Genomic DNA, 21377 nt, shown 5'->3' with positions numbered 1-21377 from the left:
TTAGCGTCCCTCCTGTCGTGACTCGTCTTCGCGCAACGACCCGCCGTCGGTCGCGGCCGCACTCGCGTCCGCGCCGGCCTCGCCCGGTTCGGTCGGGCCGCCGTCGAACGCCGAGAAGTCGACACTCGCGCCGGTCCGGGCCGGGTCGCGGTCGCGGTTCATCGTCGTCGCGTGGAGCGCGTAGTTCAACATCGCCTGCGAGAGTTGGTCGCCCCACAGCGCGTGGCGCTGGCCCTTCCAGCGCTCCTGGTACAGTTCGTCGAGCGCGGTCCTGACGACTTCGGCTTCGTACTTCGGCGCGAGTTCGTTCGCCATCCGGTGGGCACAGAAGCCGCCCTGACAGTTGCCCATCGAGGCGCGCGTCCGGATGCGGGCGGCGTTCAGATCGGAGCCGGAGCCTTCGACCGCGTCGGCGAACTCGGCCCGCGTGACCGCCTCGCACTCACAGATGACCGGGTTCGGTTCGCCGGTCTTCAGCACCTCGTCGGCGCGCGACCCGAGTCGCTGGACGCTCCGCCGACCGATCGGCGAGCGCAGGCCGAACTCGTCCATGTAGTCCCGGAGGATGGAGAAGTCGTCGCTGCCCGGCAGCGGTTCGTCTGCGGTCCGACACTCGGCCGTGATGCCGAACTTCTCGCAGACGTGATCCGAGATCTTCTCCGCCATCATCCGGTAGGTCGTGAACTTCCCGCCGACGATGCTCGTCATCCCCGGCAGGTCGTCGCGGTCCTCGTGATCCAAGAGGAAGAAGTCCCGCGTGATGTCGGTCGGGTCGGTGGTCCCGGTGCCCGGCGGTTCGTACAGCGGGCGGACACCCCAGAACGACCGGATGGTGCGTGCCTCCTGCAGAATCGGCACCAACTCGGAGAGGGTGTCGATCATCATGTCGACCTCCCACTGTTCCTCGGGGTACTCGTCGGGGTCCTCGACCTCCTCGTCGGTCGTGCCGAGGATGGCGGCCGTCTCGTGGGGGACGATGATGTCCGCGTCACCCTTCGGCCGACACCGGTTGACGACGGTGTCGACCTGCCGGGTGTTCATGATCGTCATGACACCCTTCGAGGGCCGGACCGCCACGTCCACGCCGGCCATGTCGCCGATCTGGCCCGCCCACGCGCCACTCGCGTTGACGACGTAGTCGGCGTAGAGCTTCTCCGTCTCGCCGGGCGTGTGGTGTTCGCGCTTGCCGGGTCCGGAGTCGTGCTTGACTTCGAGACCGACGACCTCGCCGTCCTCGACCAGCACGTCGATCACCTCGGCGTGGGTCTCGATGCGCGCGCCGTGTTCCTCGGCGCTGGCGGCGTTCGCCACGCAGAGTCGGAAGGGGTCGATGGCCCCGTCCGGAACGCGGATCGCGCGTTTCACGTCCTTCGCGAGGTACGGTTCCATCTCGCGGGCCTCCTCCCCCGAGAGGACCTCCGCCGGAATCCCACACTCCCGACAGCCCTCCAACTTCTCCTGGAAGTACTCGTCGTCGTCCTCCGGTCGCTGGACGAACAGGCCGCCGGTCATCTCGACGCAGTGTGCGGCGATGTCCCGGAGGACGCGGTTCTCCTCGATGCATTCGGTCGCGCTGGCCTGGTCCGAGACGGCGTACCGGCCGCCGCTGTGGAGTAGGCCGTGCATCCGCCCCGTCGTGCCGTGTGTGAGGTTGCCTTTCTCGACGAGCGTCACGTCGAGTCCCCGCATGGCCAGATCGCGGGCGATCCCCGTCCCCGTGGACCCACCCCCGATCACCAGCACCTCTGCGGAATCGCTCATGGTTCTTCGAAGGATTGGTGTGGCACTACTTCACTTTACCGCCACCACAGGGGGCGAGGATAAAGGCACCCTCGGCGCGTCTCACGCCGGGGAATCCGGGAATCACCCGGTAATGACAGGTAAACAACAAAAATTTTTATAATGATCGTCATAGGTGTTTACGAGTAGCAGGGGGGGCGTCAGTAAACGCATCCTCGTGCCGTGAACACAGCGGTCCGTCCACTCGGGGCTGGTGGGGCGACCGGACTCACGGCGTGCGTGGAGGACGCGTCCTCTCACAGAGGTACGAAAGATCACATGACAGCACAATACGTCGGTGCGATCGACCAAGGCACGACAGGCACCCGATTCATGGTGTTCGACCACAGCGGGACCGTGGTCGCCAATGCCTACGAGAAACACGAACAGATCTACCCGGAACCCGGTTGGGTCGAACACGACGCGACCGAGATCTGGGACAACACCAAGTCCGTCATCCAGACGGCACTCGCGGACGCAGGCATCTCCGCAGACGAACTCGCCGCGCTCGGCGTCACCAACCAGCGCGAGACGACGCTCCTGTGGGACGCAGAGTCCGGCCAGCCGATCCACAACGCCATCGTCTGGCAGGACCGGCGGACGACCGACCGGATCGAGACACTCCGCGAGGAGGGGAAGGCCGACGACGTCCAGCAGAAGACCGGACTGGAACCCGACGCCTACTTCTCCGCCACGAAGGCGGAGTGGCTCCTCGACAACGCGGACCCGATCAAACTCTCCCGCTCGCGACCGCAGGACGTCCGCGACCGCGCCGAGGAGGGCGAGATCATGTTCGGGACCATCGACACGTGGGTGATCTACAACCTGACGGGGAACCACATCACCGACGTGACGAACGCGTCCCGGACGATGCTGTTCAACATCCACGACATGGACTGGGACGAGGAACTCACCGACGAGTTCAACGTGCCGCCGGAGACGCTCCCCGAGGTGCGGCCGTCGTCCGACGAGGACTACTACGGTCACACCGACGAGGAGGGCTTCCTCGGTGCCGAAGTGCCAGTGGCTGGGGCACTCGGCGACCAGCAGGCCGCCCTCTTCGGGCAGACCTGCTTCGACGCGGGCGACGCGAAGAACACCTACGGGACCGGGTCGTTCATGCTGATGAACACCGGCAACGAGGCCGTCATGTCGGAGAACGGTCTCCTGACGACGGTCGGCTTCCAGCGGTCCGGCGAACCCGTCCAGTACGCACTGGAAGGGTCTATCTTCGTCACGGGTGCGGCGATCGAGTGGCTGGAGGACATGACGCTGATCGAGAACGCCGCCGAGACGGAGCAGTTGGCTCGCTCCGTCGACTCGACGGACGGCGTCTACGTGGTGCCCGCGTTCACGGGACTCGGCGCACCGCACTGGGATCAGCGCGCTCGCGGTACGATCCTCGGAATGACGCGGGGGACGCGGCGCGAACACGTGGTTCGGGCGACGCTCGAATCCATCGCGTTCCAGACGAAAGACGTGGCAGAGGCGATGGTCGAAGACTCCGGGATCGAACTCGGCAGTCTGCGCGTCGACGGCGGCGCGGTGAAGAACAACTTCCTCTGTCAACAGCAGGCGAACATCATCGACACGGACATCGTCCGCCCGGTCGTCGACGAGACGACCGCGCTCGGCTCCGCGTACGCCGCCGGCCTCGCCGTCGGCTACTGGGAGACGATCGACGAACTCCGTGACAACTGGCAGATCGACCGCTCCTTCTCGCCCGACGCCGACGCGGACAGCGTCGCAGACCGGTACGCCCGGTGGGGCGAGGCCGTCGAGCGGTCGAAGGACTGGGCGCGCGACGAGGACGGAGGAGAGTAACCGTGTTCGACGCGGTAGTACTCCAGGTTCCGTTCTTCAACATCCCCCTCGAGCGCCTGATCGCGCTGCTGATCGCCGCCTTCGCGGGCGGCATGTTCGGCGCGTCGATCGGTGCACTGCCGTCGTTCATCTTCACGGGCTTCGTCGTCCTGCTGGGTGAGACGGCGGCGTCGCTCGTCGGGGAGATCACCGAGGCGGGCGGTCTCGGTGCCGAACTGGCGACGGGGATCACCGGCACCATCGGCTTCGGGCCGGTGACCGGCCCCCACATCGTCTTCGCGGCCGGCGTCGCGGCGAGCGCGTACGCCGGGAAGAACTACCCGGAACTGGAGCCCGAAGGCTGGGACTACCACTTCGGGAAGAACATCCTCCGGGCGTTCGGCACGCGCCCGGACATCCTGCTCGTCGGCGGGGTGTTCGGCGTCCTCGGACTGCTGATCGCGCGCATCTCCGGCGGACTCGGACTCCCGCTCGACGGCGTCGCGCTGTCGGTGATGACCACCGCGATCATCGCCCGGCCCGTCTTCGGCTACCCGCTCGTCGGGTCGCCGGCGGGGAGCGGCTACCTCGACATGACGCCGTTCGAGAACGAACAGGACCGTGGCGACGGTAGCGGCCGTCTCGCCACCGAACCGTGGCTCCCACAGCAGTACAAGTGGGCCGGCGTCACGGCTATCGGCGTCGCCGCCGGTATCCTCGGCGCGTGGGCGTGGCTCATCACCGAGACGTTCTTCCTCGCCTACGGCATCTCCGCAGCCAGCCTGCTGTTCCTGCAACTGGGCGTCGAGGACTTCCCGGTGACACACCACATCACGCTCGGCGGGTCGTCCTTCGCGGCCATCGCCGCGCCGATGTCCGGCGGGAGTGAGGTCGTCATCGTCGTCGCTGGTATCCTCGGCGGTGTGGTCGGCGCACTGCTCGGTGAGGTGACCCAGCGGGTCATGTACGCCCACTCCGGGACGCACGTGGACCCGCCGGCGATGGCGATCACCATCTACTCGCTGGTGATCGGTCTGCTGTTCCTCGCTGGCGTCATCCCGAACTCGGCGTACCTCGGCCTCGGCTGAGGTCGCCGCCGCCGACTCGCCGTCCCTTCTTTGACCGTGCCGACCGGAGAGCGACTGCTACCCGTTCGTCGGTTCGCTCTCCGAATCGACGAGTCCCGACTCGTCGCTCAGTCGCTCAGTTCAGCTTCCGGTAGTCCCACGCGTCCTCGGCAGACGCCACCACCGACTCGACGGTCGCCTTCGACCCGGCGGCCGTCACCGCCGCGTTGAGTGTCCCCTCCAGAATCGGCGCGTCTGCGATCTCGACTTCGACGTCGCTGTCCTCCGCGTCCAGCATCTCGATGGCGAGTTCGGCGTTCATCACCGCACTGCCGAGATCGACGAGGACGACCACGCCGTCGCCCGCGTCGGCCGACTCGATCGCCTCGCGGATGCGGTCCGCCGAGGTGCCGATACCGCCGTCCGGTGTGCCGCCGGCGGGGACGATCTCGGCGTCGGCACTGCCCATCTGTGCGGCGACCTCGGCGATGCCCTCGGCCGCCTTCGCGCTGTGTGAGACGACGACGAGTCCGACCATCAGTCGCCTCCGGTGTCGTCGTCGGCGGTGTCGTCGTCGGCGGTGTCGTCGTCGTCTCCCTCTGCGGCCGACTCCTCTGCGTCGTCCGGACTCGTCGGCGAGGTCGCGTCCTGTTCGAGGTCCACGTCGCCGTCGAGGTACTCCTCGGCGGTCGCCAGCAGTTCCTCCATGATGAACAGCGTCGACGTCGCGCCGGGGTCCTGGTGACCGACTGAGCGCCAGCCGAGATACGAGGCGCGGCCCTTCTGCGCCCGGAGGGGGACCGTGTAGTTCACGCCGCGTTCGGCCGCGTCGACCGCCTTCGCCAGCGCTTCGAGCGGCGGCAGGTCGTCGGTCTCGATGGACTTCTTGTAGGTGTGGACCGCCGGGGTCAGCGCGTCCACCATCGTCTTCGCGCCGAGTTCGGCCCCGCCGCGATCTTTCACCTTGGCGAGGTAGGCTTCGGCGAACGCGACGCTCGACTCGGCGGTGATCCCGTCGGCCAACTCGGTGCTGGCGCTCATGATCGACCCGCCGTACAGCGGCCCGGACGCGCCGCCGACCTCCGAGATGAGCGTGACGCCGACCGTCTTCACGAGGTCGCCGGGGTCGGCGTCCGCGTCCGCGTCGGCGATCTTCTCGCGGACCGCCTCGAAGCCACGGGCCATGTTCGCGCCGTGGTCGGCGTCACCGATGGCCGAGTCGAGTTCCGTGAGGTACGTCTTCTCGGCGGTCATCCGGTCTGCGACGCGTTCGACGGCCGCGATCACTGCCGCCCGCTGGGTCTCCCTGTCTGCCATACCGACAGGGTGTCGCGGACCGGCTAAACTGTTGTCCCGGTCGGTGCAGTGACACCCACGGAGAGAGAACTGCCGCCCGACTCAGGCCGACGCGTCCGCACTGGCCAGTCGGTCGGCGAGATACACCGCGATGGGGACCGGTTCGGACTCGACGAACCGGGCGACCTCCTCGCCGTCGCGTTCGACGACGACGGTCGGGATGAACTCGACGCCGTACTCTTCGACGCCCGGTCCCTGCTTGTCCTGGTCGACCGCGTACTCCTCGATCCGGTCGTCGGGCACGCCGGCCGCCTCGAGTGCGGCCGCGAAGTCGGGCAACTGCTTCCGGCAGTCGCCACACCAGTCGCCGCCCCAGACGTGGAAGACGAGTCCGTCCTCGGACAGTGCCTCGACCGTCTCCTCGTAGGCGACCGCGTCCCACGCCGGGTTGGGTTCCATCGTCGCGAGTGACATTGCCGGTCGTTGGGCGGCCGGCGGCTTAACCCTGTCCGGAGTGGCAAGCGTCGTGGGCTGTCTCCCTCGGAGTGCGACCCACTCTCACACCCGACCGCGTCGCCCGATCACTCACTCGGTTCGGGCGGGGTCTCCCGACTACTCCTCGATCCGGATGGCGTCGTCGAACAACTGGAACAGCGTCCCGACCGTCTGCTCGTCGTGGGCGTCGGGCGCGAGTCGGAAGAACGCGACCGCGTTCGCCTCGGTCAGCCGATTCGTGAGCACGTGGAGAAAGCGGAAGACGGTGGAGGTCTCGGCGTACTGGAGCAGTGTCGTCAGTTCGCCGACGCGGACGACCGCCCGGTCCCACGCCGACCAGCGGTCGAACGTCTCGGTGACGGCGATGCCGATACCGGTCATATCACGCGGGTCGTCGATCGTTCGGGCACCGAACCGCCCGTCCGCACCGTACCGGACCGACCCGTCGTTCGGGTCCGTTGAGCCCCGTGTCCGCCCGACCGCGACGACTTCGATCGCCGGTGGCGGCGTGGAGAGGCGTCGCTGCCACGTCTCGATCCGTCTGTCCGGGGAGTCGGTGAACGTCAGATCGAGGATCGGCGTCTCGGCGGGGCCGAGCGCCTCGACCTGTTCGACACACCGCTCGGTCGACACCGAGGAGAGTGACGGGGCGAGCACGAGCACGTTCGTCCCGAGTTGTCGCGCATCGTTCATGCTCGTCCCCCCGGAGATTCGACGCCACTGACCGAACAGATCGGGTGGTGTCGGGACGGCGACAGCCGTCGGGGCCGATACCGGTCGGCCACAGGCGGCGCTGTCTCGGAGAGATCGGCGGGGGCCGACGACGGACACGCGCGTCGATCCAGTCGCCCGCTGGAGGTGCAAGCCGCCATTCGTCCACACTGGGGTACGGTCGCGTAAATACCTAGTGACTCTGACGTGAAATACCTCGGTCGGTGGAGCTGACTCGACACCGGCCGCTCCGACCGGCAGTCTCTGCGGCGGGACCCGTCGTCCCACCGTGTCGGCGTGTCTCGGCGGCCGACAGGAGCCGGCTCGTCGGCTCCGTCACCGGTTTACTCTCTCGGGCGTTACGTGGTTGCAATGAGAGACAGCATCCTCGACACCATCGGGTCGCCGCTGGTGCAGGTGCGGTCGCCGCCGGGGGCGACCGTCGCGGCGAAGATCGAGTCGAAGAACCCCGGCGGCTCTGCGAAGGACCGCCCGGCGCTGTGGATGGTCGAGGCCGCAGAGCGCGAGGGCCGACTGGCACCGGGCGACCGACTCGTCGAACCGACGAGCGGCAACACCGGCATCGGACTGGCGGTCGTCGCCAGCGCGAAGGGGTACGACCTCACCATCGTCATGCCGGCCTCGAAGTCGCCCGAACGTCGGGAGATCATGAAAGCGTACGGGGCCGACATCGAACTCGTCGAGGGCGACATCTCCGCCGCGAAAGAGCGCGCAGACGAGATCGAACGCGAGGCGGGTGCGGTCCAACTCCGGCAGTTCGACAACCCCGCGAACCCCGAGGCGCACTACCGGACGACCGGCGAGGAGATCGTCGAACAGGTCGGCGACCGCGAGGTGGACGCCCTCGTCGCGGGCGTCGGCACCGGCGGCACCCTCTCGGGGATCGGTCGCCGTCTGCGCGAGGAGTTCCCGGAGATGGAGGTCGTCGCCGTCGAACCGGCCGAGAACCCGGTGCTCTCGACGGGCGAAGCCGGCGAGGACGACTACCAGGGGATGGGACCGGGGTTCGTCAGCCCGAACCTCGACACCGACCTGATCGACTCGGTAGAGACGGTGCCCCTGCCCGAGGCGGAAGCCGAGTGTCGCCGCCTCGCCCGCGAGGAAGGAATCCTGGTCGGGCAGTCCTCGGGCGCGTCGAACCTCGCGGCCCACCGCGTCGCGGAGCGACTGGCTCGCCCGGAGTTGAACTGCCCGGATGGACCGACTACGGCGCGAACCGACGGAAGCGGCCCGGCCGACGCGAGTGGCGTGTCGGCACCGGCGACTGCCGGCGACTACGACGACTGTCCGCTGGTCGTCACCGTCTTCTGGGACTCCGGCGAGCGGTACATGTCGACCGGCATGTTCGACGCCGACTGAGCCTCCCTCGCTCTCCGACCCACCGCTTCAAAACCCTTATTCGCCGGTCGCGCCGACCGTCTGGCATGAACGACGCGGACGTACGCGACCGACTGCGGGCGGTCGAGGACCCCGACCTCGGCGACGACATCGTCTCCCTGGGGTTGGTGAACGCGGTCGAGGTGGACGACGCGAGCGGGACGATTCGCGTCTCGCTGGCGCTCGGGGCACCCTACTCCCCGAACGAGTCGCAGATCGCGAGTCGAGTCCGGGAGGTGCTCGCCGACACCGACTATACCGTCGACCTGACGGCGAAAGTTCCCTCCTCGCTCTCCCGAGAGGAGGAGGTCCTGCCCGACGTCCAGAACGTGATAGCGGTGGCCTCCGGCAAAGGCGGCGTCGGGAAGTCGACGATGGCAGTCAATCTGGCGGCCGGTCTCTCGCAACTCGGCGCGCGGGTCGGTCTGTTCGACGCCGACGTGTACGGGCCGAACGTCCCCCGGATGGTCGACGCCGACGAGGCCCCGCAGGCGACCGGCCAGGAGACCATCGTCCCGCCGGAGAAGTACGGGATGAAGCTGATGTCGATGGCGTTCATGGTCGGGGAGGACGACCCCGTCATCTGGCGCGGCCCGATGGTCCACAAGGTGCTCACCCAACTCATCGAGGACGTGGAGTGGGGCAGTCTCGACTACATGGTCGTGGACCTCCCGCCGGGCACCGGCGACACGCAACTGACGCTCCTCCAGACGCTCCCGATCACGGGTGCGGTCATCGTCACCACGCCACAGGACGTGGCTATCGACGACGCCCGGAAGGGCCTGCGGATGTTCGGCAAACACGACACGAACGTCCTCGGCATCGCGGAGAACATGTCCGGCTTCCGGTGTCCCGACTGCGGCGGCTTCCACGAGATATTCGGCTCGGGCGGCGGCGAGGCGTTCGCCGCGGAGAACGACCTGCCGTTCCTCGGCGGCGTGCCCCTCGATCCGGCGGTCCGGACCGGCGGCGACAGCGGGAAGCCGGTGGTACTGGAAGACGGCGAGACCGCCGACGCCTTCCGCGTCCTGACGGAGAACGTCGCCAACAACGTCGGCGTCGTGAAGCGTCGGGGAGTCCGGCGGTGAGCGACGGGGACGGAGCGTCGTCGCCGAGCGACAGCGAGTCGGACGCCGACCTCGGTCTCGATCCGGTAGTCGACGATGCGGAAGCGGCGGCGGCGGACGGCGACTTCCCGGCGGACCCGGAGCGCGTGGCGTTCCTGCGGGACATCGCCGACGACGTGCGCGGGGAGTCGGGCGAGAGCCGGCAGTTGGCGGCGATTCTCTACCGCGTCAGCGACCTCTACGATCCCGAGGAGGAGACGAGCCCCGTGGAGATCTACCGAAACGTCGAGCACATCATGGAGATCAAGGCGCAGGGCGGCATCGACCGCTGACCCAGCGGCTGGCCGCGAGCCAACCGCGACGCTCCGGCACCGTTTTGCCCGCGCCGCCCGAGGGTCGACTGTGGACGCGAATCAGGACACCTTCCGGAACCCCTTCGGGATGGACGAGACCTGCACGAACTGCGAGGCGCTCTGTGAGACGCGGGAGTCGCTGGTCCACGGCTACGGCGACGTGGGCGCGGAGTTCCTCGTCGTCGGCGAGTCGCCCGGCGCGGGGGCCGATCGGACGGGTGTCCCCTTCGTCGGCGATCCGGCCGGCGAACGTCTCCAGCGGATCCTCGGCGAACTGGGCTTCGCGCGCTCGGATCCCGACACGCTGGAACCGGACCTCCAGAACTGTTTTCTGACGAATCTGACGCGCTGTCGGCACCCCGAACGCCCGCCGACCGACGCCGAAGTCGACACCTGCGAGCCGTTCCTCAACGCCGAGATCCGGATGATCAACCCGCAGATCATCATCCCGGTGGGCCAGCGCGTCCTGGAGGCGCTGGCGATGGACTACACGACGCGCTCGCCGGACAGCTTCGACGTGGACGCCGAGCACGCGACGACGATTCGGGGTCGCGGGTTCGAGTTGGTCCCGATGGTCGAACTGGACCGGCAGACCGACGAACAGAGCGAGGCGTTCGTCGAGCACATGCTGGAGAACGTGTTCAGTCGGGACTACCGGCAGACGAAGGGTCGCCAGAGTCGGTGAGTCCGTCTCGGCGGGTGGGTTGTCGGACGTGTCTCGACGCGGTGGCGCGGCGGGATGCGAGACGAGATGGCTTCGTAGTGGCACCGTACCGCCACTGGGACTGCACCGCGAACCGAGCCAACGACGACATCCCGAACTTCCTGCGTAGCCGCGCGCCACGCTCGTCAGCCGACCAGTTCGCCGACATCTCGGACCCCGACAGGACGCGATCTGCTGGCGACCGGGGTCCAGACCGACAGCGACTCGCGGGCGTCTTCGTGAGCGTGCGAACTGGGCGAGACCGACGGTCTCGCGAGCAGTCGGCGACCGACTGGACCGAGTTCGCATCGCCGAGCGATTCGACAGAGTTCACGGCCACCGACTCACTCGACAGAGTTCACGTCACAACGGCTCCTCGCCTTCCACGATCCGGACCGCCCGGTCGGCCAGCGCGGGCACCCGCGACTCCATCAGCGGGTAGAGGTCGTCGTCCGAGTTGCCCTCCAGATACCGCCGGTAGAACATCTCGCCGAGCGCACAGAGCTTGTAGACCGCCAGCGTCCGGTAGAACCGGTCGTGTTCGTACGTGATGCCGGTAGCCTCCTCCCACCGCGCGACCAGTTCCTGCCGGGTCGGATAGCCCTCGCCGGTCATGAAGTCGGCCGTCAGTTCCGGCACCGCCGGCTCCGGATCCTTCGGGTCGCGCCAGTAGGAGAGCAACCAGCCGAGGTCGGTCCGGGGGTCGCCCAGCGTCGAGAGTTCCCAGTCGAAGACGGCGACGATTTCGGGGGGCGTTCCCGGCCCGTACATCACGTTGTCCAGTTTGAAGTCGCCGTGGACCAGCGTCGCCGGCGGGTCCTCGGGGACGTTCGACTGGAGCCAGTCCATCACGTCGTACAGCGCCGGCACCTCGCGCTCCTCGATGGTCCGCGAGAACGCCCACGTCAACTGCTCCGACCAGCGTTTCACCTGTCGCTCGGTGAACCCCTCCGGGTAGCCGAAGTCGCCGAGTCCGACCGCCTCGGGGTCCACCGCGTGTATCGCCGACAGGGTGTCCACGAGTTCCGTGCCGACGCGCTCGCGGTGCGCCGGGGCCGCGAAGCGGTCAGGTTCCGCGTCCCGCAACACGTCGCCGCGAACGCGCTCCATGACGTAGAAGTCCGAGCCGAGCACCGACTCGTCGTCACAGCCGAGTACAGTCTGGGCCAGCGGGACCGGTGTCTCCTGTAGCGCGTCCATCACGCGGTACTCCCGGAGCACGTCGTGGGCCCGGTCGGCCGTCTCGCCCGGCGGTGGTCGACGCACGACCAACTCCCGGTCGCCGAAGGTGACGAACAGCGTCTCGTTCGAGTGGCCCTCCCGGTGGTGTGCCACGTCGAACGACTCGACCGGTCCGAGTTCGGCTTCGAGATACGAGCGAAGCCGGTCGGGGTCGACGAGTCGCGCGAAGTAGTCCTCGTCCGACATGGCCGGAGGGAGACGCGCCGGTGCCGAATAGCTGTGGGTGGGCGAAGCTTCATCACCGACGACCATGTCGTCGATTCCGTGTCCGCTCTCTCCGAAGTCAGCGACCTCGGATTCGCGTCCTCACTGCTGTACTGGCTCCTCGTCACCGCGGTCGTCCGTCTCCTGCGGTTCGCGGTCGGCCGTGCCGGCGACGGTTCGACGCCGGTGGACTCGGACGAGACCGACGCGGCCGAGCATCACTCGAACTCGTACCCGCCACCGTGTCGCCCGGTCAGTTCGTCGATCCGGAGGGCGTAGCCCGTCACGCCGCCGGTCGGCGACGCGGCGGTGAACAGCGATGGGTGCCACGCGTTGTCGGCCAGCGCCTCCCGCAGTTCGTCCCACTCGTCGGTCTCGACACGGCGGACGGGGCCCTTCGCCACGACGCTCGCCCAGTCGTCGCCTCCTCGCTCCGCGTCGTCGTCCGCCTCGAACACCGTCACGCAGGCGCGGGTCGTCTCGTCGGCGAAGCGAGCTTTCAGGCTCTCGTCGCCGGCTTCGAGGAAGACGAAGTACAGTCGCTCGCCGCCGTCGTAGCCGAACGACATCGGGAGCGCGTACGACTCCCCCTCGGCCGACAGCGAGAGGACGCCGACACCGGTCGACGCCAGTAGCTCCGCCGCCGACTCCCTGTCCATGTGATACCCGTCGAGATCGGTGAGCTCCTCACCCGACATGATTAATCGTGACGTACTGGTGTGGTATCAAAGCACGTCCCGTTCCCAGTCACTGACGACGCGTCACTGGCGCAGACCGGTGGGACGCGTCACCGAGGCAGGCTCCGGTGACGAGGGTGGCGATGCCGCCGACCCAACGTTTAGGTCGGTGCCGTCGCAGACTCGGGTATGGACTATCACGATTCTGCCGCCGCCGAGGCGTTCGCCGACGAGGTCAGGTCGTTCGTCGACGAGTCGGTCATCCCCGTCGAGCGCGAGTATCTCGGCGAAGGGACGATTTCGAAGTCGGATCTCGCCGACCTGCGGAGCGAGGCGAGAGAACGCGGTCTCTACGCCCCGCAGATCGGCGAGGAGTTCGGCGGTCTCGGGATGGACTTCGCCGACGTGCTCCCTGCCTTCGAGGAAGCAGGGCGGAGTCTACTCGCGCCGGCCGCGCTCCGGGTCGATGCCCCCGACGAGGGGAACATGCACACGCTGGAGCTGTTCGGCACACCCGACCAGCAGGACCGCTGGCTCGAACCACTCGTGAGCGGGGAGATCAGTTCCGGCTTCTCGATGACCGAACCGATGCAGGGCGGCGGGTCGGACCCGAAGATGCTCCGGACGACCGCCGAGCGAGACGACGGCGACTGGGTGATAAACGGCCACAAGTGGTGGACGACCGGCGGCACCGAGGCGGACGTGCTCATCGTCATGGCCCGGACCGACCCGGACGCACACCCCTACGAGGGCACCTCGCTGATCCTCGTGCCGACCGACACCGAAGGAGTAGACATCGTCCGCGACATCCCGCACGTCGGCGGCGGCGTCACCGGCCTCGGACACGCGGAAATCGAGTTCCACGACGCCCGTGTCCCCGAGTCGAACCTGCTCGGCGTCGAGAACGCCGGCTTCGCACACGCCCAGCAGCGACTCGGCCCGGCACGACTGACGCACTGCATGCGCTTCTGCGGGATGGCGGAGCGCGCACTGGCGGTCTCGAAGGCGTACGTCTCGGAGCGGGAGGCGTTCGGCGGGTCGCTCGCGGACAAGCAGGGGCTCCGGTTCGAGGTCGCAGAGTGCGAGACGCGCCTGCACGCCGCCCGGACGATGGTTCGCCACGCCGCCAGCGAGATCGCGGCGGGCGAGGAGGCCCGCGTCCCGGTGGCGATGTCGAAGGTGTTCTCGGCGAACGTCGTGCAGGACGTGATCGACACGGCGGTCCAGCACTGCGGCGGCAACGGCATCGGGAAGGACCTGCCCCTCGCGGACTTCTACGAGAACGTCCGGCAGTTCCGCATCGTCGACGGGGCCGACGAGGTCCACAAGCGCACCATCGCGCGGGACGCCTTCGAAGACGTCGACGAGTCGGCCATCGAGGGCGTGACGCGCTACCGAGGCTGACGGTGGCCGACGAGTCGAGTGAGATCGACCGCTTCGCCGCCGACCTCGACAGCCTCGCCGCCGACCTCCGAACCGCCGACACCGCGTTCGCGTTCACCGGTGCGGGCGTCTCGACGGCCTCCGGTATCCCGCCGTTCCGTGGCGAGGGCGGCATCTGGGAGACCGAGTTCGACCCCCGTGACTTCCGGATCGGGCGGTTCGAGGCCGATCCGGCCGGCTTCTGGCGGGACCGCCTCGCTCTCCACGAGGCGATGTTCCCCGAGTCGGTCGGGCCGAACCCGGCCCACGCGGCGCTCGTCGAGTTGGAGTCGGCCGGCGTCCTCGACGCGGTGGTGACGCAGAACACCGACGGCCTCCACGCAGAGGCGGGAAGCCGGCGGGTGCTGGAACTCCACGGCACGACCAGCAGGGTCGTCTGCCGGCGGTGTGGCGACCGCCAGCGGGCCGACCCGGTGCACGACAGGGTGCGGGACGGCGAAGTGCCGCCGACCTGCGACTGTGGCGGTCTGTTGAAACCGGACGTGGTGCTGTTCGGCGAACAGTTGCCCCGCGAGACCTATGCCGAGGCCCGCGACCTGGCGGGGTCGGCCGACGTGGTGCTGGCGGTCGGGTCCTCCTTGCAGGTGGAACCGGCCGCCTCGATCCCCCGCGACGCGGCCCGTGGCGGCACGCTCGCGGTCGTGAACTTCGACCCGACACCGCTCGACGACCGAGCAGACTACGTCTTCCGCGCCGACGTGACCGACCTCCTCCCGGCACTCGCCCGACGTCTCGCCGGGTGATCACGACCCGACCCCCTCTGGGCCTTGAGTTCTCAGGGACTCTGTATAGGTAGATGTTGACGAAACAGACCGGTGCGATGTCAACGAAAAACCGGATGAGCACCGAACTGTTCGGGAGAGAGACCAACTTCGAGTACTCGGAGACGTGGATCGGCTACGCGCTCCTCGGGATGCGCATCGTGATGGGCTGGGTCCTGTTCCAGGGCGGCGTGACGAAGCTCATCACCTACCTCGACGCGGACCCGTCCAACAACTGGACGGCGGCGGGTTACCTCGCCAACGCGATTCCGGCGGGGAACCCGTTCGCGGGGGCGTTCGCGGCGATGGCGGGGATGCCGCTCGTCGACATGCTGAACATGTGGGGGCTGACGTTGACCGGCCTCGGTCTCCTCCTCGGCGCGCTCGTCCGCTGGAACGCGTTCTGGGGTGCGGTGATGATGCTGTTCTACTGGGCGGCGGCACTCGAAGGCGGCCTCCTCGCGGGCCTCCCGCTGGCACACGGCTGGGTCGTCGACGACCACCTGGTGTACGCCGCACTGCTGTTCGGCCTCGGGGCCTTCGGTGCCGGCCGCATCTTCGGAGTCGACTCCTACCTCGAACAGTTGGACTTCGTGAAGAACAACCGCTGGGTCAGACTGTTCCTCGGCTGACCCGGCCGCCGACTTCCGACAGTCGGACCTTTATCTCGGAGCCTCCCGTGGAGAGTGATATGCCGACCGACCAGTTCAGCGTCGCGGGCAGCACCGTCATCGTCACCGGTTCCTCCAGCGGAATCGGCAGGTCCATCGCCGAACGATTCGCCGCAGACGGCGCGAACGTCGTCGTCTGTTCGCGTGAACAGGAGAACGTCGATCCGGTCGCCGAGGACATCAACGAGGAGGAGTCCGCCGGTCGTGCCCTCGCGGTCGAGTGTGACGTGCGGGACCGGGACGCGGTCGACGCCCTCGTCGACGCCACCGTCGAGGAGTTCGGCACCGTCGACTGTCTGATCAACAACGCCGGCGCGTCGTTCATGGCCTCCTTCGACGACATCTCGGAGAACGGCTGGAAGACCATCCTCGACATCAACCTCACCGGCACCTTCCACTGCACGCAGGCCGCCGGCCGCGTCATGAAGGAGGACGGCGGCGGGAGCGTCATCAACCTCTCGTCGGTCGCGGGCCAGCAGGGGTCGCCGTTCATGTCCCACTACGGCGCAGCGAAAGCGGGCGTCGTCAACCTCACGACCACGCTCGCCTACGAGTGGGCCAGCGACGACGTGCGCGTCAACTGCATCGCACCCGGCTTCGTCGCCACGCCGGGCGTCGAGACGCAGATGGGCGTCTCCGCCGACAACGTCGACCGCGAAGACGTCGAGCGCCGGATCGGCCTGAGCGAGGAGATCGCCGACATCGCGCAGTTCCTCGCCAGCCCCGCCGCCTCCTACGTCGTCGGCGAGACGATCACGGCACAGGGCGTCCCGCAGGTGATGGAGTCGCCCGAGGTGTAGCGAGGGATGGTCGACACCGGGATGCAGGTCGACGGACTGCGCGTCAGCGTGATCGGCGGGAGCACCGTCACCGACGCCGAGTACGAGACGGCCCGCGACCTCGGTGTCGAACTCGCGGAGCGCGGACACACCGTCGTCTGCGGCGGTCTCGGCGGCGTGATGGAGGCGGTCTGTCGCGGCGCGAGCGAGGCCGGCGGCGAGACGATCGGGATCCTGCCGACCGACAGACTCGGGGACGCGAACCCCTACGTCACGACGCCGATCGCGACCGGTCTCGGCCACGCTCGGAACGCGCTGGTCGTGATGAACGGCGCGGCGGTCGTGGCGGTGGACGGCGGCGGCGGGACGCTCTCGGAGATCGGGTACGGGACCGTCTACGACCGACCGATCGCCGGGATCGGAACGCACGACGTGGTCGGCGTCGAAGCGTGTGGGACGGTCGCGGAGGCGGTCGCGTACGTCGAAGGAGAAGTCGGAACCGCGAGCGACTGACCGACGGTCGAGGCGTCGTCCGTCGTCGAGTCACCGGGCGTCAGATCGCGCGTTTGCCCTGCTCTTTTCGGCTGTCGTTGTAGCCCTTCACAATCGTCCCGGCACCCAACATGCCGACGACGAAGTTGATGACCCCGCCGAGGATCGGGATCAGACCGAGCAGCGAGAGGACCACCGCACCGACGACCAAGCCGACGAGGAGACTCGGCTCCGTCGCCTGCTCGGCGATCAGCGTCCCGACCGTCACCGTCGCGATCGCGCCACCGACGATACCCAACACGAACAGCGTCGGGATGGTCACGATCAGCGTGATGATCAGGATCGACGCGAGGATCAGGACGACGAACGTCACGAGGCCCCAGACGAAGCTGACCGCGGCGTCGTCCCGGATCGCGTTCATCCGCCCCTCGACGTAGTCGGGCGCGACGAGCACGATGATCCCGCCGACCACGAGGTTGAGGACCAACGAGACGCCGAGCGACAGCACCGGCGAGATCGTCGGTGTCTGCGGTTGTTGTGGGAACTGCTGTGCGACTGCGAGACCGGCGAACGCCACCAGCGCGAGGGTGACGACGACCGACTTCGTCAGCGATTTTCGGAGGACCATGTGGCGTTCGACACCGACGAGACCTAAAGACGTTCTGGTCCCTCCGAGTCACGCGGTCGTCGGCCGATCCGATCGCTTCCGCCCCTGCCGGGACTTCCAGTACGACCCGGCGATCGCGCCGAACCCGATCGTCTGGACGACGAACCGCACGATGCCACCGAGGATCGGCACGAGAGTCAGTACCGACAGCAGGACCGCCCCGATCACCAGCGCGGCGAACGCACTGTCGCGTCCCGTCTCGCTCGTGACCGAACCGAGCGCGACGAGTGCGGCGGTGTTGCCGACGACCTGCACCACCGAGAGCACGATGGCACCCGGAATCAGGACGAGGATACCGACGACGGTGATCGCCAGCAGGACGGCCGCGAGGAACGTGACGATCAACGCGACCAGCCCCGAGATGAACGACGTGGCCGCGTCCTCTCGGATCCGGGCGGCCATGCGCTCGGTGTACTCCGGGGCGACCGCGAGCACGATGCCACCGAGGACGACGTAGATGGCAAGCGAGACCACGAACTGGAGCGGAATTCCCGCTTCCGGGGCGAGGTCGGTCGTCCGCCACGTCTGCGCGCTCGCAGGTGTGACGGCGAGACAGAGCAGCGTGCCGACTGTGAGGAGGGCGGTGCGACCGAGCCACGGGGTCGGGAGACTGCTGGAGGGGCGACTGCGGGTCACGTCGGGTGGTCTCGCGTGCTCGGAAAAACTCTTGTGGGTCCGGGCGTCGCGCTACCAGGTCCCGTGGAAGGTGTCGAACTCCAGGGCGTCGAGCGGTTCGTTGCCGACGGCGATCTCGTACTCGCCGGGCGTGAGCATCGGCTTGTGGAACTGCGGGCCGTCGTCGGTCGTGATGCGGGGACAGCCGGTGTTGACGAAGGCGTCCATGGCGAAGTTGCGCAGGCGATCCGGCGTCACCTCGTCCATCGTGATGAGGTAGGCGTCGTCGTTGTTCTCGACGATCTCCTGTGCCTGCTCCCAGCGACCCTGTCCGATCTTCGTGCAGAAGATGACGCCCCACTTCTCGGCGTCCATCGCCTTGTGGACCGAGGCGTACCGCTGTTTCATGAACTGCTCGGTGTCCGCGACGGTGACGACGTTGTTCACCGGGTCGGCGATGACGACGTTCTTGTCGGGGTGCTCCATCGCCAGGCCGAGGGGGTGGAACTTCCCGCCGCCGACGTACAACACCTGTTCGGCGTCGATGTCCGCCGAGGCGTAGTTACAGCCGAGCACCTGCCCCTCGTGGGTGAGTCGGTCGTCGCCCCGCCGGGTGTGGACCTCGTAGTCGCGCTCTTCCAGCCACTCGACCATCTCGTCGAAGCGGTTCATGTGCTGGGCGGTCGTGACGAGGCCCACGTCCGGGTCCTCGGCCGGATCGGCGAGTTCCTCCAGCGACTCCTCCATGATCGGGAAGGGGTCGACGTTCGAGAAGAGGGGGACGTAGATGATCTTGTCCGAGTCCTTCATCGGCGAGTGACCGAAGTGGACGAACACGTCGGTCCGGCGCATCAGGTAGGTGTCGAGGTCGCAGGCACCGTAGCAGGGCTGCCCCGAGAGCATGAACGTCACGTCGTCGGGAGCCAGCGCCCGGAGGTCGTCGGCGACGGCCGGGCCGCGACGCTTCAGCCCCTCGGGGAACTGGAGGCCGACGGTCTTCGCGTCGCGTTCTTCGATGGTCTCGATGATCCGGTCGAGTTCGTAGTCCCACTCGCGGTCGTGTCTGAGGGACATCCCGGTGTTCCGCAGGTCGCCCTCGGAGTAGTCCGAGCGATTGCTCATTACACCCGGCTTACCCTGCGAGACGTTTAACCTCGGCGTTTCACCGCGTGTCGGGTGCGTCGTCCGTGTCGCTGGTCTCGACCGTCTCGTCCGCGTCGGTGGTGTCGGTGCCGTCGGTCCCGTCCGCGTCTGCCGACTCACCTGCGCCGGTCGTCCCGTCTGCGTCGCTCTCGACGCCACCGTCGGTACTCGGATCGCCAGAGCCACCGGGTGTTCCCGGCCCACTACCGGGCGTCCCCGGCCCACTACCGGGCGTTCCCGAGCCACCGTCACCACCACCAGTCCCGCCGCCGAGTAGCCCGCCACCCGGCGCGGGACTCGTGACGTTCACCGTCGTCGATCCACCCGACTCCGTCTTCTCCTCTGTGTCTTCCTCCACGCCGACCGCACCGGCCACCGTGTCGACGGCGGCGGGCACCAGTCGCTCCGAGTAGCCCGCGACGAAGCCGACCGCGATCAGCAGTTGGGGCGTCACGTCGACCGAGAGGAAGTTCGACCCGATGACGACGTAGAGGAACAGCGCCGAGGCACCGCCGATGACGCCCCGCGCGACCGTGGCGGTCAGACTGGTGATGCGCTGGGGCACGCGCGTCGACAGCGACTTGTTCGACAGCGAGCGCATCCCGAACAGCGACGCGCCGAGCGCGCCCGAGAGGACCACGAAGACCGCGAAGCCGACGCTCCCGGTGTCGGCACCGCCACTCCCGGCGGTCGCGGCGAAGGGCCGTTCGAGCAGGCCGACCACCGGGACCCCGAGGTTCAGTTCCGCGAGGGTCGCCAGTGCGAGGAACGTCACGGTCGTCCCCAGCGCGAGATAGAACAACTGGTTGAACTGTCGCTGGAGGTGCCGGCGCTTTCGGTGGACGTTCTCGTACTGCTCGTCCAGCAGTTCGCTCGCCTTGACGAGTTCGTCGGCGGTGACGGTGGGTTTGACCGCGCCGTGGTCTCCGGCCGCGAGTCGCCGGATCGTCTCCGGGTCGCCGGCCGAGACGTTCCGGACCGTCTCCTCGTCGCCCGCCCGCAGTTTCGCCAGCGTCTCGTCGTCGACGAGGAGGTCACGGACCGCCGCCAGTCGCCACGAGCCCAGGTTGTCCTCCGACTCGGCCAGTATCGCCTCAGCGTCGCCGTGGAGTCGGGCGGTCCCGTCCGGCAGTTCCTCGACGCCGAAGTACAGCGCCCGCCGTGCCCCGTGGTAGGTGTGCCACGCGCGTTCGACGTACCCGTCCGCCAGCGCCTGCCGGGTCCGTTCGTGCAGTCGTTCACACTCCTCGGTCCAGTCCATCGACCCGCCCTCCGCCTCGACGCGCTTCTTCAGTCGCGCGAAGCGCGCCTCGAACGCGTCGACCTGTCCGATCAGGCGACTGTAGCCGTCGTCGTCACGGAGTCGGAACCGCCGGTAGCGGGTGAACAACGCCTCCAGCCCACCCCCGGTTCCGCCCCGCTCTGTTTCGGCAGCGTGTGACATGGTAACAGTTAAACTACGACGGCGAAGCCGATAAAGCAGGTGCATGGTGACCGGGCAGATGTACGGTCACGGGGGAGCCATCCGGTCACTGGCGGCGGGTTCGCTATCCGGCAAGCCTAAACGAGTCCACTCCTAAGCTGCTGGCATGAGCGTCGAGACGACCTCCGTCGAGCAGATGGGGCGAGAACTCGGTCGAGCGATCACCGACCTGCCGGAGTATGAGGCCTTCGAGGAAGCGAAGGCGCGCGTCGAGGAGGACGACGAGGTGCAGGAAGCCATCTCGGAGTTCGAGCAGTTGCGACAGGAGTTCATGGTCGCCCGCCAGACCGGCCGCGCAGATCAAGAGCAGTTAGAACGCGTCCAGGAGGCACAGGCCGACCTCCACGAGATGCCGATCATGGCGGAGTACCTCGACGCGCAGGACGAACTACAGGACCGACTCGAAGCGGTCAACGAAGCTATCTCGGCCCCGCTCGCCGTCGACTTCGGCGGCGAGGCCGGCGGCTGTTGTCAGGACTGAGCAGACGAGGCGAAGACGCAAAAGAGCGAACAGAACGCGAACCGCCG

23 protein-coding genes are annotated in these 21377 nt (G+C 68.0%); 12 read left to right on the top strand and 11 right to left on the bottom strand.

Annotation, left to right across the window (positions count from 1 at the left end):
* Nucleotides 1-1761 carry an anaerobic glycerol-3-phosphate dehydrogenase subunit GlpA gene (glpA, locus tag LI337_RS05065; RefSeq protein ID WP_227228627.1) on the bottom strand — a complete coding sequence of 587 codons (1761 nt, stop codon included), beginning with the start codon at nt 1759-1761 and terminating at the stop codon, nt 1-3.
* A gap of 297 nt (nt 1762-2058) precedes the next feature.
* Here glpA and glpK point away from each other — a divergent pair, with 297 nt between their 5' ends.
* Together glpK and LI337_RS05055 are read left to right on the top strand one after the other, a co-directional pair.
* On the top strand, nt 2059-3603 hold the full coding sequence (glpK, locus tag LI337_RS05060; protein ID WP_227228626.1) for a glycerol kinase GlpK: 1545 nt from the start codon (nt 2059-2061) through the stop codon (nt 3601-3603).
* Nucleotides 3604-3605: 2 nt separating this feature from the next.
* Nucleotides 3606-4670 (top strand): DUF7973 family transport facilitator, encoded by a 1065-nt coding sequence (locus LI337_RS05055; RefSeq protein ID WP_227228625.1) that lies wholly within the window; start codon nt 3606-3608, stop codon nt 4668-4670.
* Nucleotides 4671-4785: 115 nt separating this feature from the next.
* Here LI337_RS05055 and dhaM read toward each other — a convergent pair whose 3' ends face one another.
* From dhaM to LI337_RS05035, 4 genes are all read right to left on the bottom strand, one after another.
* Complete coding sequence (dhaM, locus tag LI337_RS05050) at nt 4786-5187, bottom strand: dihydroxyacetone kinase phosphoryl donor subunit DhaM (protein WP_227228623.1); 402 nt, start codon at nt 5185-5187, stop codon at nt 4786-4788.
* Nucleotides 5187-5966: a dihydroxyacetone kinase subunit DhaL gene (dhaL, locus tag LI337_RS05045; RefSeq protein WP_227228622.1), complete on the bottom strand. Its 780-nt coding sequence runs from the start codon at nt 5964-5966 to the stop codon at nt 5187-5189. The genes dhaM and dhaL overlap by 1 nt, the downstream gene beginning before the upstream one ends.
* Nucleotides 5967-6047: 81 nt before the next feature.
* Complete coding sequence (locus LI337_RS05040) at nt 6048-6419, bottom strand: thioredoxin family protein (protein ID WP_227228621.1); 372 nt, start codon at nt 6417-6419, stop codon at nt 6048-6050.
* Between the two features lie 138 nt (nt 6420-6557).
* Complete coding sequence (locus LI337_RS05035) at nt 6558-7133, bottom strand: DUF7504 family protein (RefSeq protein ID WP_227228620.1); 576 nt, start codon at nt 7131-7133, stop codon at nt 6558-6560.
* Nucleotides 7134-7523: 390 nt separating this feature from the next.
* On the opposite strand from LI337_RS05035, the gene LI337_RS05030 reads away from it, so the two are divergent.
* From LI337_RS05030 to LI337_RS05015, 4 genes are all read left to right on the top strand, one after another.
* The gene (locus LI337_RS05030) at nt 7524-8531 is read left to right on the top strand and encodes a PLP-dependent cysteine synthase family protein (protein ID WP_227228619.1); all 1008 of its coding nucleotides are present in this window, start codon (nt 7524-7526) and stop codon (nt 8529-8531) included.
* 65 nt (nt 8532-8596) lie between these two features.
* Nucleotides 8597-9637, top strand: coding sequence for an Mrp/NBP35 family ATP-binding protein (locus LI337_RS05025; RefSeq protein WP_227228618.1), 1041 nt, complete (start codon nt 8597-8599; stop codon nt 9635-9637).
* Entirely contained in the window at nt 9634-9948 is a 315-nt protein-coding gene (locus tag LI337_RS05020; protein WP_227228617.1) for a DUF7976 family protein, read from the top strand. Before LI337_RS05025 ends, LI337_RS05020 begins: the two co-directional genes overlap by 4 nt.
* Before the next feature lie 70 nt (nt 9949-10018).
* Complete coding sequence (locus LI337_RS05015) at nt 10019-10654, top strand: uracil-DNA glycosylase (protein WP_227228616.1); 636 nt, start codon at nt 10019-10021, stop codon at nt 10652-10654.
* A 381-nt stretch (nt 10655-11035) separates the two neighbouring features.
* Here LI337_RS05015 and LI337_RS05010 read toward each other — a convergent pair whose 3' ends face one another.
* Together LI337_RS05010 and LI337_RS05005 are read right to left on the bottom strand one after the other, a co-directional pair.
* The gene (locus tag LI337_RS05010; protein ID WP_227228615.1) at nt 11036-12100 is read right to left on the bottom strand and encodes a phosphotransferase family protein; all 1065 of its coding nucleotides are present in this window, start codon (nt 12098-12100) and stop codon (nt 11036-11038) included.
* A gap of 236 nt (nt 12101-12336) precedes the next feature.
* Nucleotides 12337-12816 carry a pyridoxamine 5'-phosphate oxidase family protein gene (locus tag LI337_RS05005; protein ID WP_227228614.1) on the bottom strand — a complete coding sequence of 160 codons (480 nt, stop codon included), beginning with the start codon at nt 12814-12816 and terminating at the stop codon, nt 12337-12339.
* 168 nt (nt 12817-12984) lie between these two features.
* Between LI337_RS05005 and LI337_RS05000 the strand changes: the two genes are divergently transcribed.
* The 5 genes from LI337_RS05000 (at nt 12985) to LI337_RS04980 (ending at nt 16962) form a co-directional block, all read left to right on the top strand.
* Nucleotides 12985-14199 (top strand): acyl-CoA dehydrogenase family protein, encoded by a 1215-nt coding sequence (locus LI337_RS05000; RefSeq protein WP_227228613.1) that lies wholly within the window; start codon nt 12985-12987, stop codon nt 14197-14199.
* Nucleotides 14200-14201: 2 nt separating this feature from the next.
* Nucleotides 14202-14981: an NAD-dependent protein deacylase gene (locus tag LI337_RS04995; RefSeq protein WP_380699234.1), complete on the top strand. Its 780-nt coding sequence runs from the start codon at nt 14202-14204 to the stop codon at nt 14979-14981.
* Nucleotides 14982-15058: 77 nt separating this feature from the next.
* Nucleotides 15059-15631: a DoxX family membrane protein gene (locus LI337_RS04990; RefSeq protein ID WP_227228612.1), complete on the top strand. Its 573-nt coding sequence runs from the start codon at nt 15059-15061 to the stop codon at nt 15629-15631.
* A 59-nt stretch (nt 15632-15690) separates the two neighbouring features.
* A complete protein-coding gene (locus LI337_RS04985) occupies nt 15691-16470 on the top strand; it encodes an SDR family NAD(P)-dependent oxidoreductase (RefSeq protein ID WP_227228611.1) in 780 nt (259 codons plus the stop codon).
* A 36-nt stretch (nt 16471-16506) separates the two neighbouring features.
* Entirely contained in the window at nt 16507-16962 is a 456-nt protein-coding gene (locus LI337_RS04980) for a TIGR00725 family protein (protein WP_227229426.1), read from the top strand.
* Nucleotides 16963-17002: 40 nt separating this feature from the next.
* Here LI337_RS04980 and LI337_RS04975 read toward each other — a convergent pair whose 3' ends face one another.
* From LI337_RS04975 to LI337_RS04960, 4 genes are read right to left on the bottom strand one after another with little or no spacing between them, the layout of a single operon-like run.
* Complete coding sequence (locus LI337_RS04975; RefSeq protein WP_227228610.1) at nt 17003-17569, bottom strand: DUF8173 domain-containing protein; 567 nt, start codon at nt 17567-17569, stop codon at nt 17003-17005.
* Nucleotides 17570-17617: 48 nt separating this feature from the next.
* Complete coding sequence (locus tag LI337_RS04970) at nt 17618-18244, bottom strand: DUF8173 domain-containing protein (RefSeq protein WP_227228609.1); 627 nt, start codon at nt 18242-18244, stop codon at nt 17618-17620.
* Between the two features lie 51 nt (nt 18245-18295).
* A complete protein-coding gene (dph2, locus tag LI337_RS04965; RefSeq protein ID WP_227228608.1) occupies nt 18296-19345 on the bottom strand; it encodes a diphthamide biosynthesis enzyme Dph2 in 1050 nt (349 codons plus the stop codon).
* 40 nt (nt 19346-19385) lie between these two features.
* On the bottom strand, nt 19386-20810 hold the full coding sequence (locus tag LI337_RS04960; protein ID WP_227228607.1) for a hypothetical protein: 1425 nt from the start codon (nt 20808-20810) through the stop codon (nt 19386-19388).
* Nucleotides 20811-20955: 145 nt separating this feature from the next.
* Between LI337_RS04960 and LI337_RS04955 the strand changes: the two genes are divergently transcribed.
* A complete protein-coding gene (locus LI337_RS04955; protein ID WP_227228606.1) occupies nt 20956-21330 on the top strand; it encodes a YlbF/YmcA family competence regulator in 375 nt (124 codons plus the stop codon).
* Nucleotides 21331-21377: the final 47 nt, after the last annotated feature.

It is taken from the genome of Salinirubrum litoreum (assembly GCF_020567425.1).
In the GTDB taxonomy this organism is placed as follows: Archaea; Halobacteriota; Halobacteria; order Halobacteriales; family Haloferacaceae; genus Salinirubrum; species Salinirubrum litoreum.
This window is presented reverse-complemented; position numbering and strand designations above follow the sequence as displayed.

Coding starts and splice junctions, on each gene's coding strand:
- glpA (WP_227228627.1), bottom strand. CDS start 1,761: ATGAGCGATTCCGCAGAGGTGCTGGTGATCGGGGGTGGGTCCACGGGG.
- glpK (WP_227228626.1), top strand. CDS start 2,059: ATGACAGCACAATACGTCGGTGCGATCGACCAAGGCACGACAGGCACC.
- dhaM (WP_227228623.1), bottom strand. CDS start 5,187: ATGGTCGGACTCGTCGTCGTCTCACACAGCGCGAAGGCGGCCGAGGGC.
- dhaL (WP_227228622.1), bottom strand. CDS start 5,966: ATGGCAGACAGGGAGACCCAGCGGGCGGCAGTGATCGCGGCCGTCGAA.
- LI337_RS05040 (WP_227228621.1), bottom strand. CDS start 6,419: ATGTCACTCGCGACGATGGAACCCAACCCGGCGTGGGACGCGGTCGCC.
- LI337_RS05035 (WP_227228620.1), bottom strand. CDS start 7,133: ATGAACGATGCGCGACAACTCGGGACGAACGTGCTCGTGCTCGCCCCG.
- LI337_RS05030 (WP_227228619.1), top strand. CDS start 7,524: ATGAGAGACAGCATCCTCGACACCATCGGGTCGCCGCTGGTGCAGGTG.
- LI337_RS05025 (WP_227228618.1), top strand. CDS start 8,597: ATGAACGACGCGGACGTACGCGACCGACTGCGGGCGGTCGAGGACCCC.
- LI337_RS05010 (WP_227228615.1), bottom strand. CDS start 12,100: ATGTCGGACGAGGACTACTTCGCGCGACTCGTCGACCCCGACCGGCTT.
- LI337_RS05005 (WP_227228614.1), bottom strand. CDS start 12,816: ATGTCGGGTGAGGAGCTCACCGATCTCGACGGGTATCACATGGACAGG.
- LI337_RS05000 (WP_227228613.1), top strand. CDS start 12,985: ATGGACTATCACGATTCTGCCGCCGCCGAGGCGTTCGCCGACGAGGTC.
- LI337_RS04990 (WP_227228612.1), top strand. CDS start 15,059: ATGTCAACGAAAAACCGGATGAGCACCGAACTGTTCGGGAGAGAGACC.
- LI337_RS04985 (WP_227228611.1), top strand. CDS start 15,691: ATGCCGACCGACCAGTTCAGCGTCGCGGGCAGCACCGTCATCGTCACC.
- LI337_RS04975 (WP_227228610.1), bottom strand. CDS start 17,569: ATGGTCCTCCGAAAATCGCTGACGAAGTCGGTCGTCGTCACCCTCGCG.
- dph2 (WP_227228608.1), bottom strand. CDS start 19,345: ATGAGCAATCGCTCGGACTACTCCGAGGGCGACCTGCGGAACACCGGG.
- LI337_RS04960 (WP_227228607.1), bottom strand. CDS start 20,810: ATGTCACACGCTGCCGAAACAGAGCGGGGCGGAACCGGGGGTGGGCTG.
- LI337_RS04955 (WP_227228606.1), top strand. CDS start 20,956: ATGAGCGTCGAGACGACCTCCGTCGAGCAGATGGGGCGAGAACTCGGT.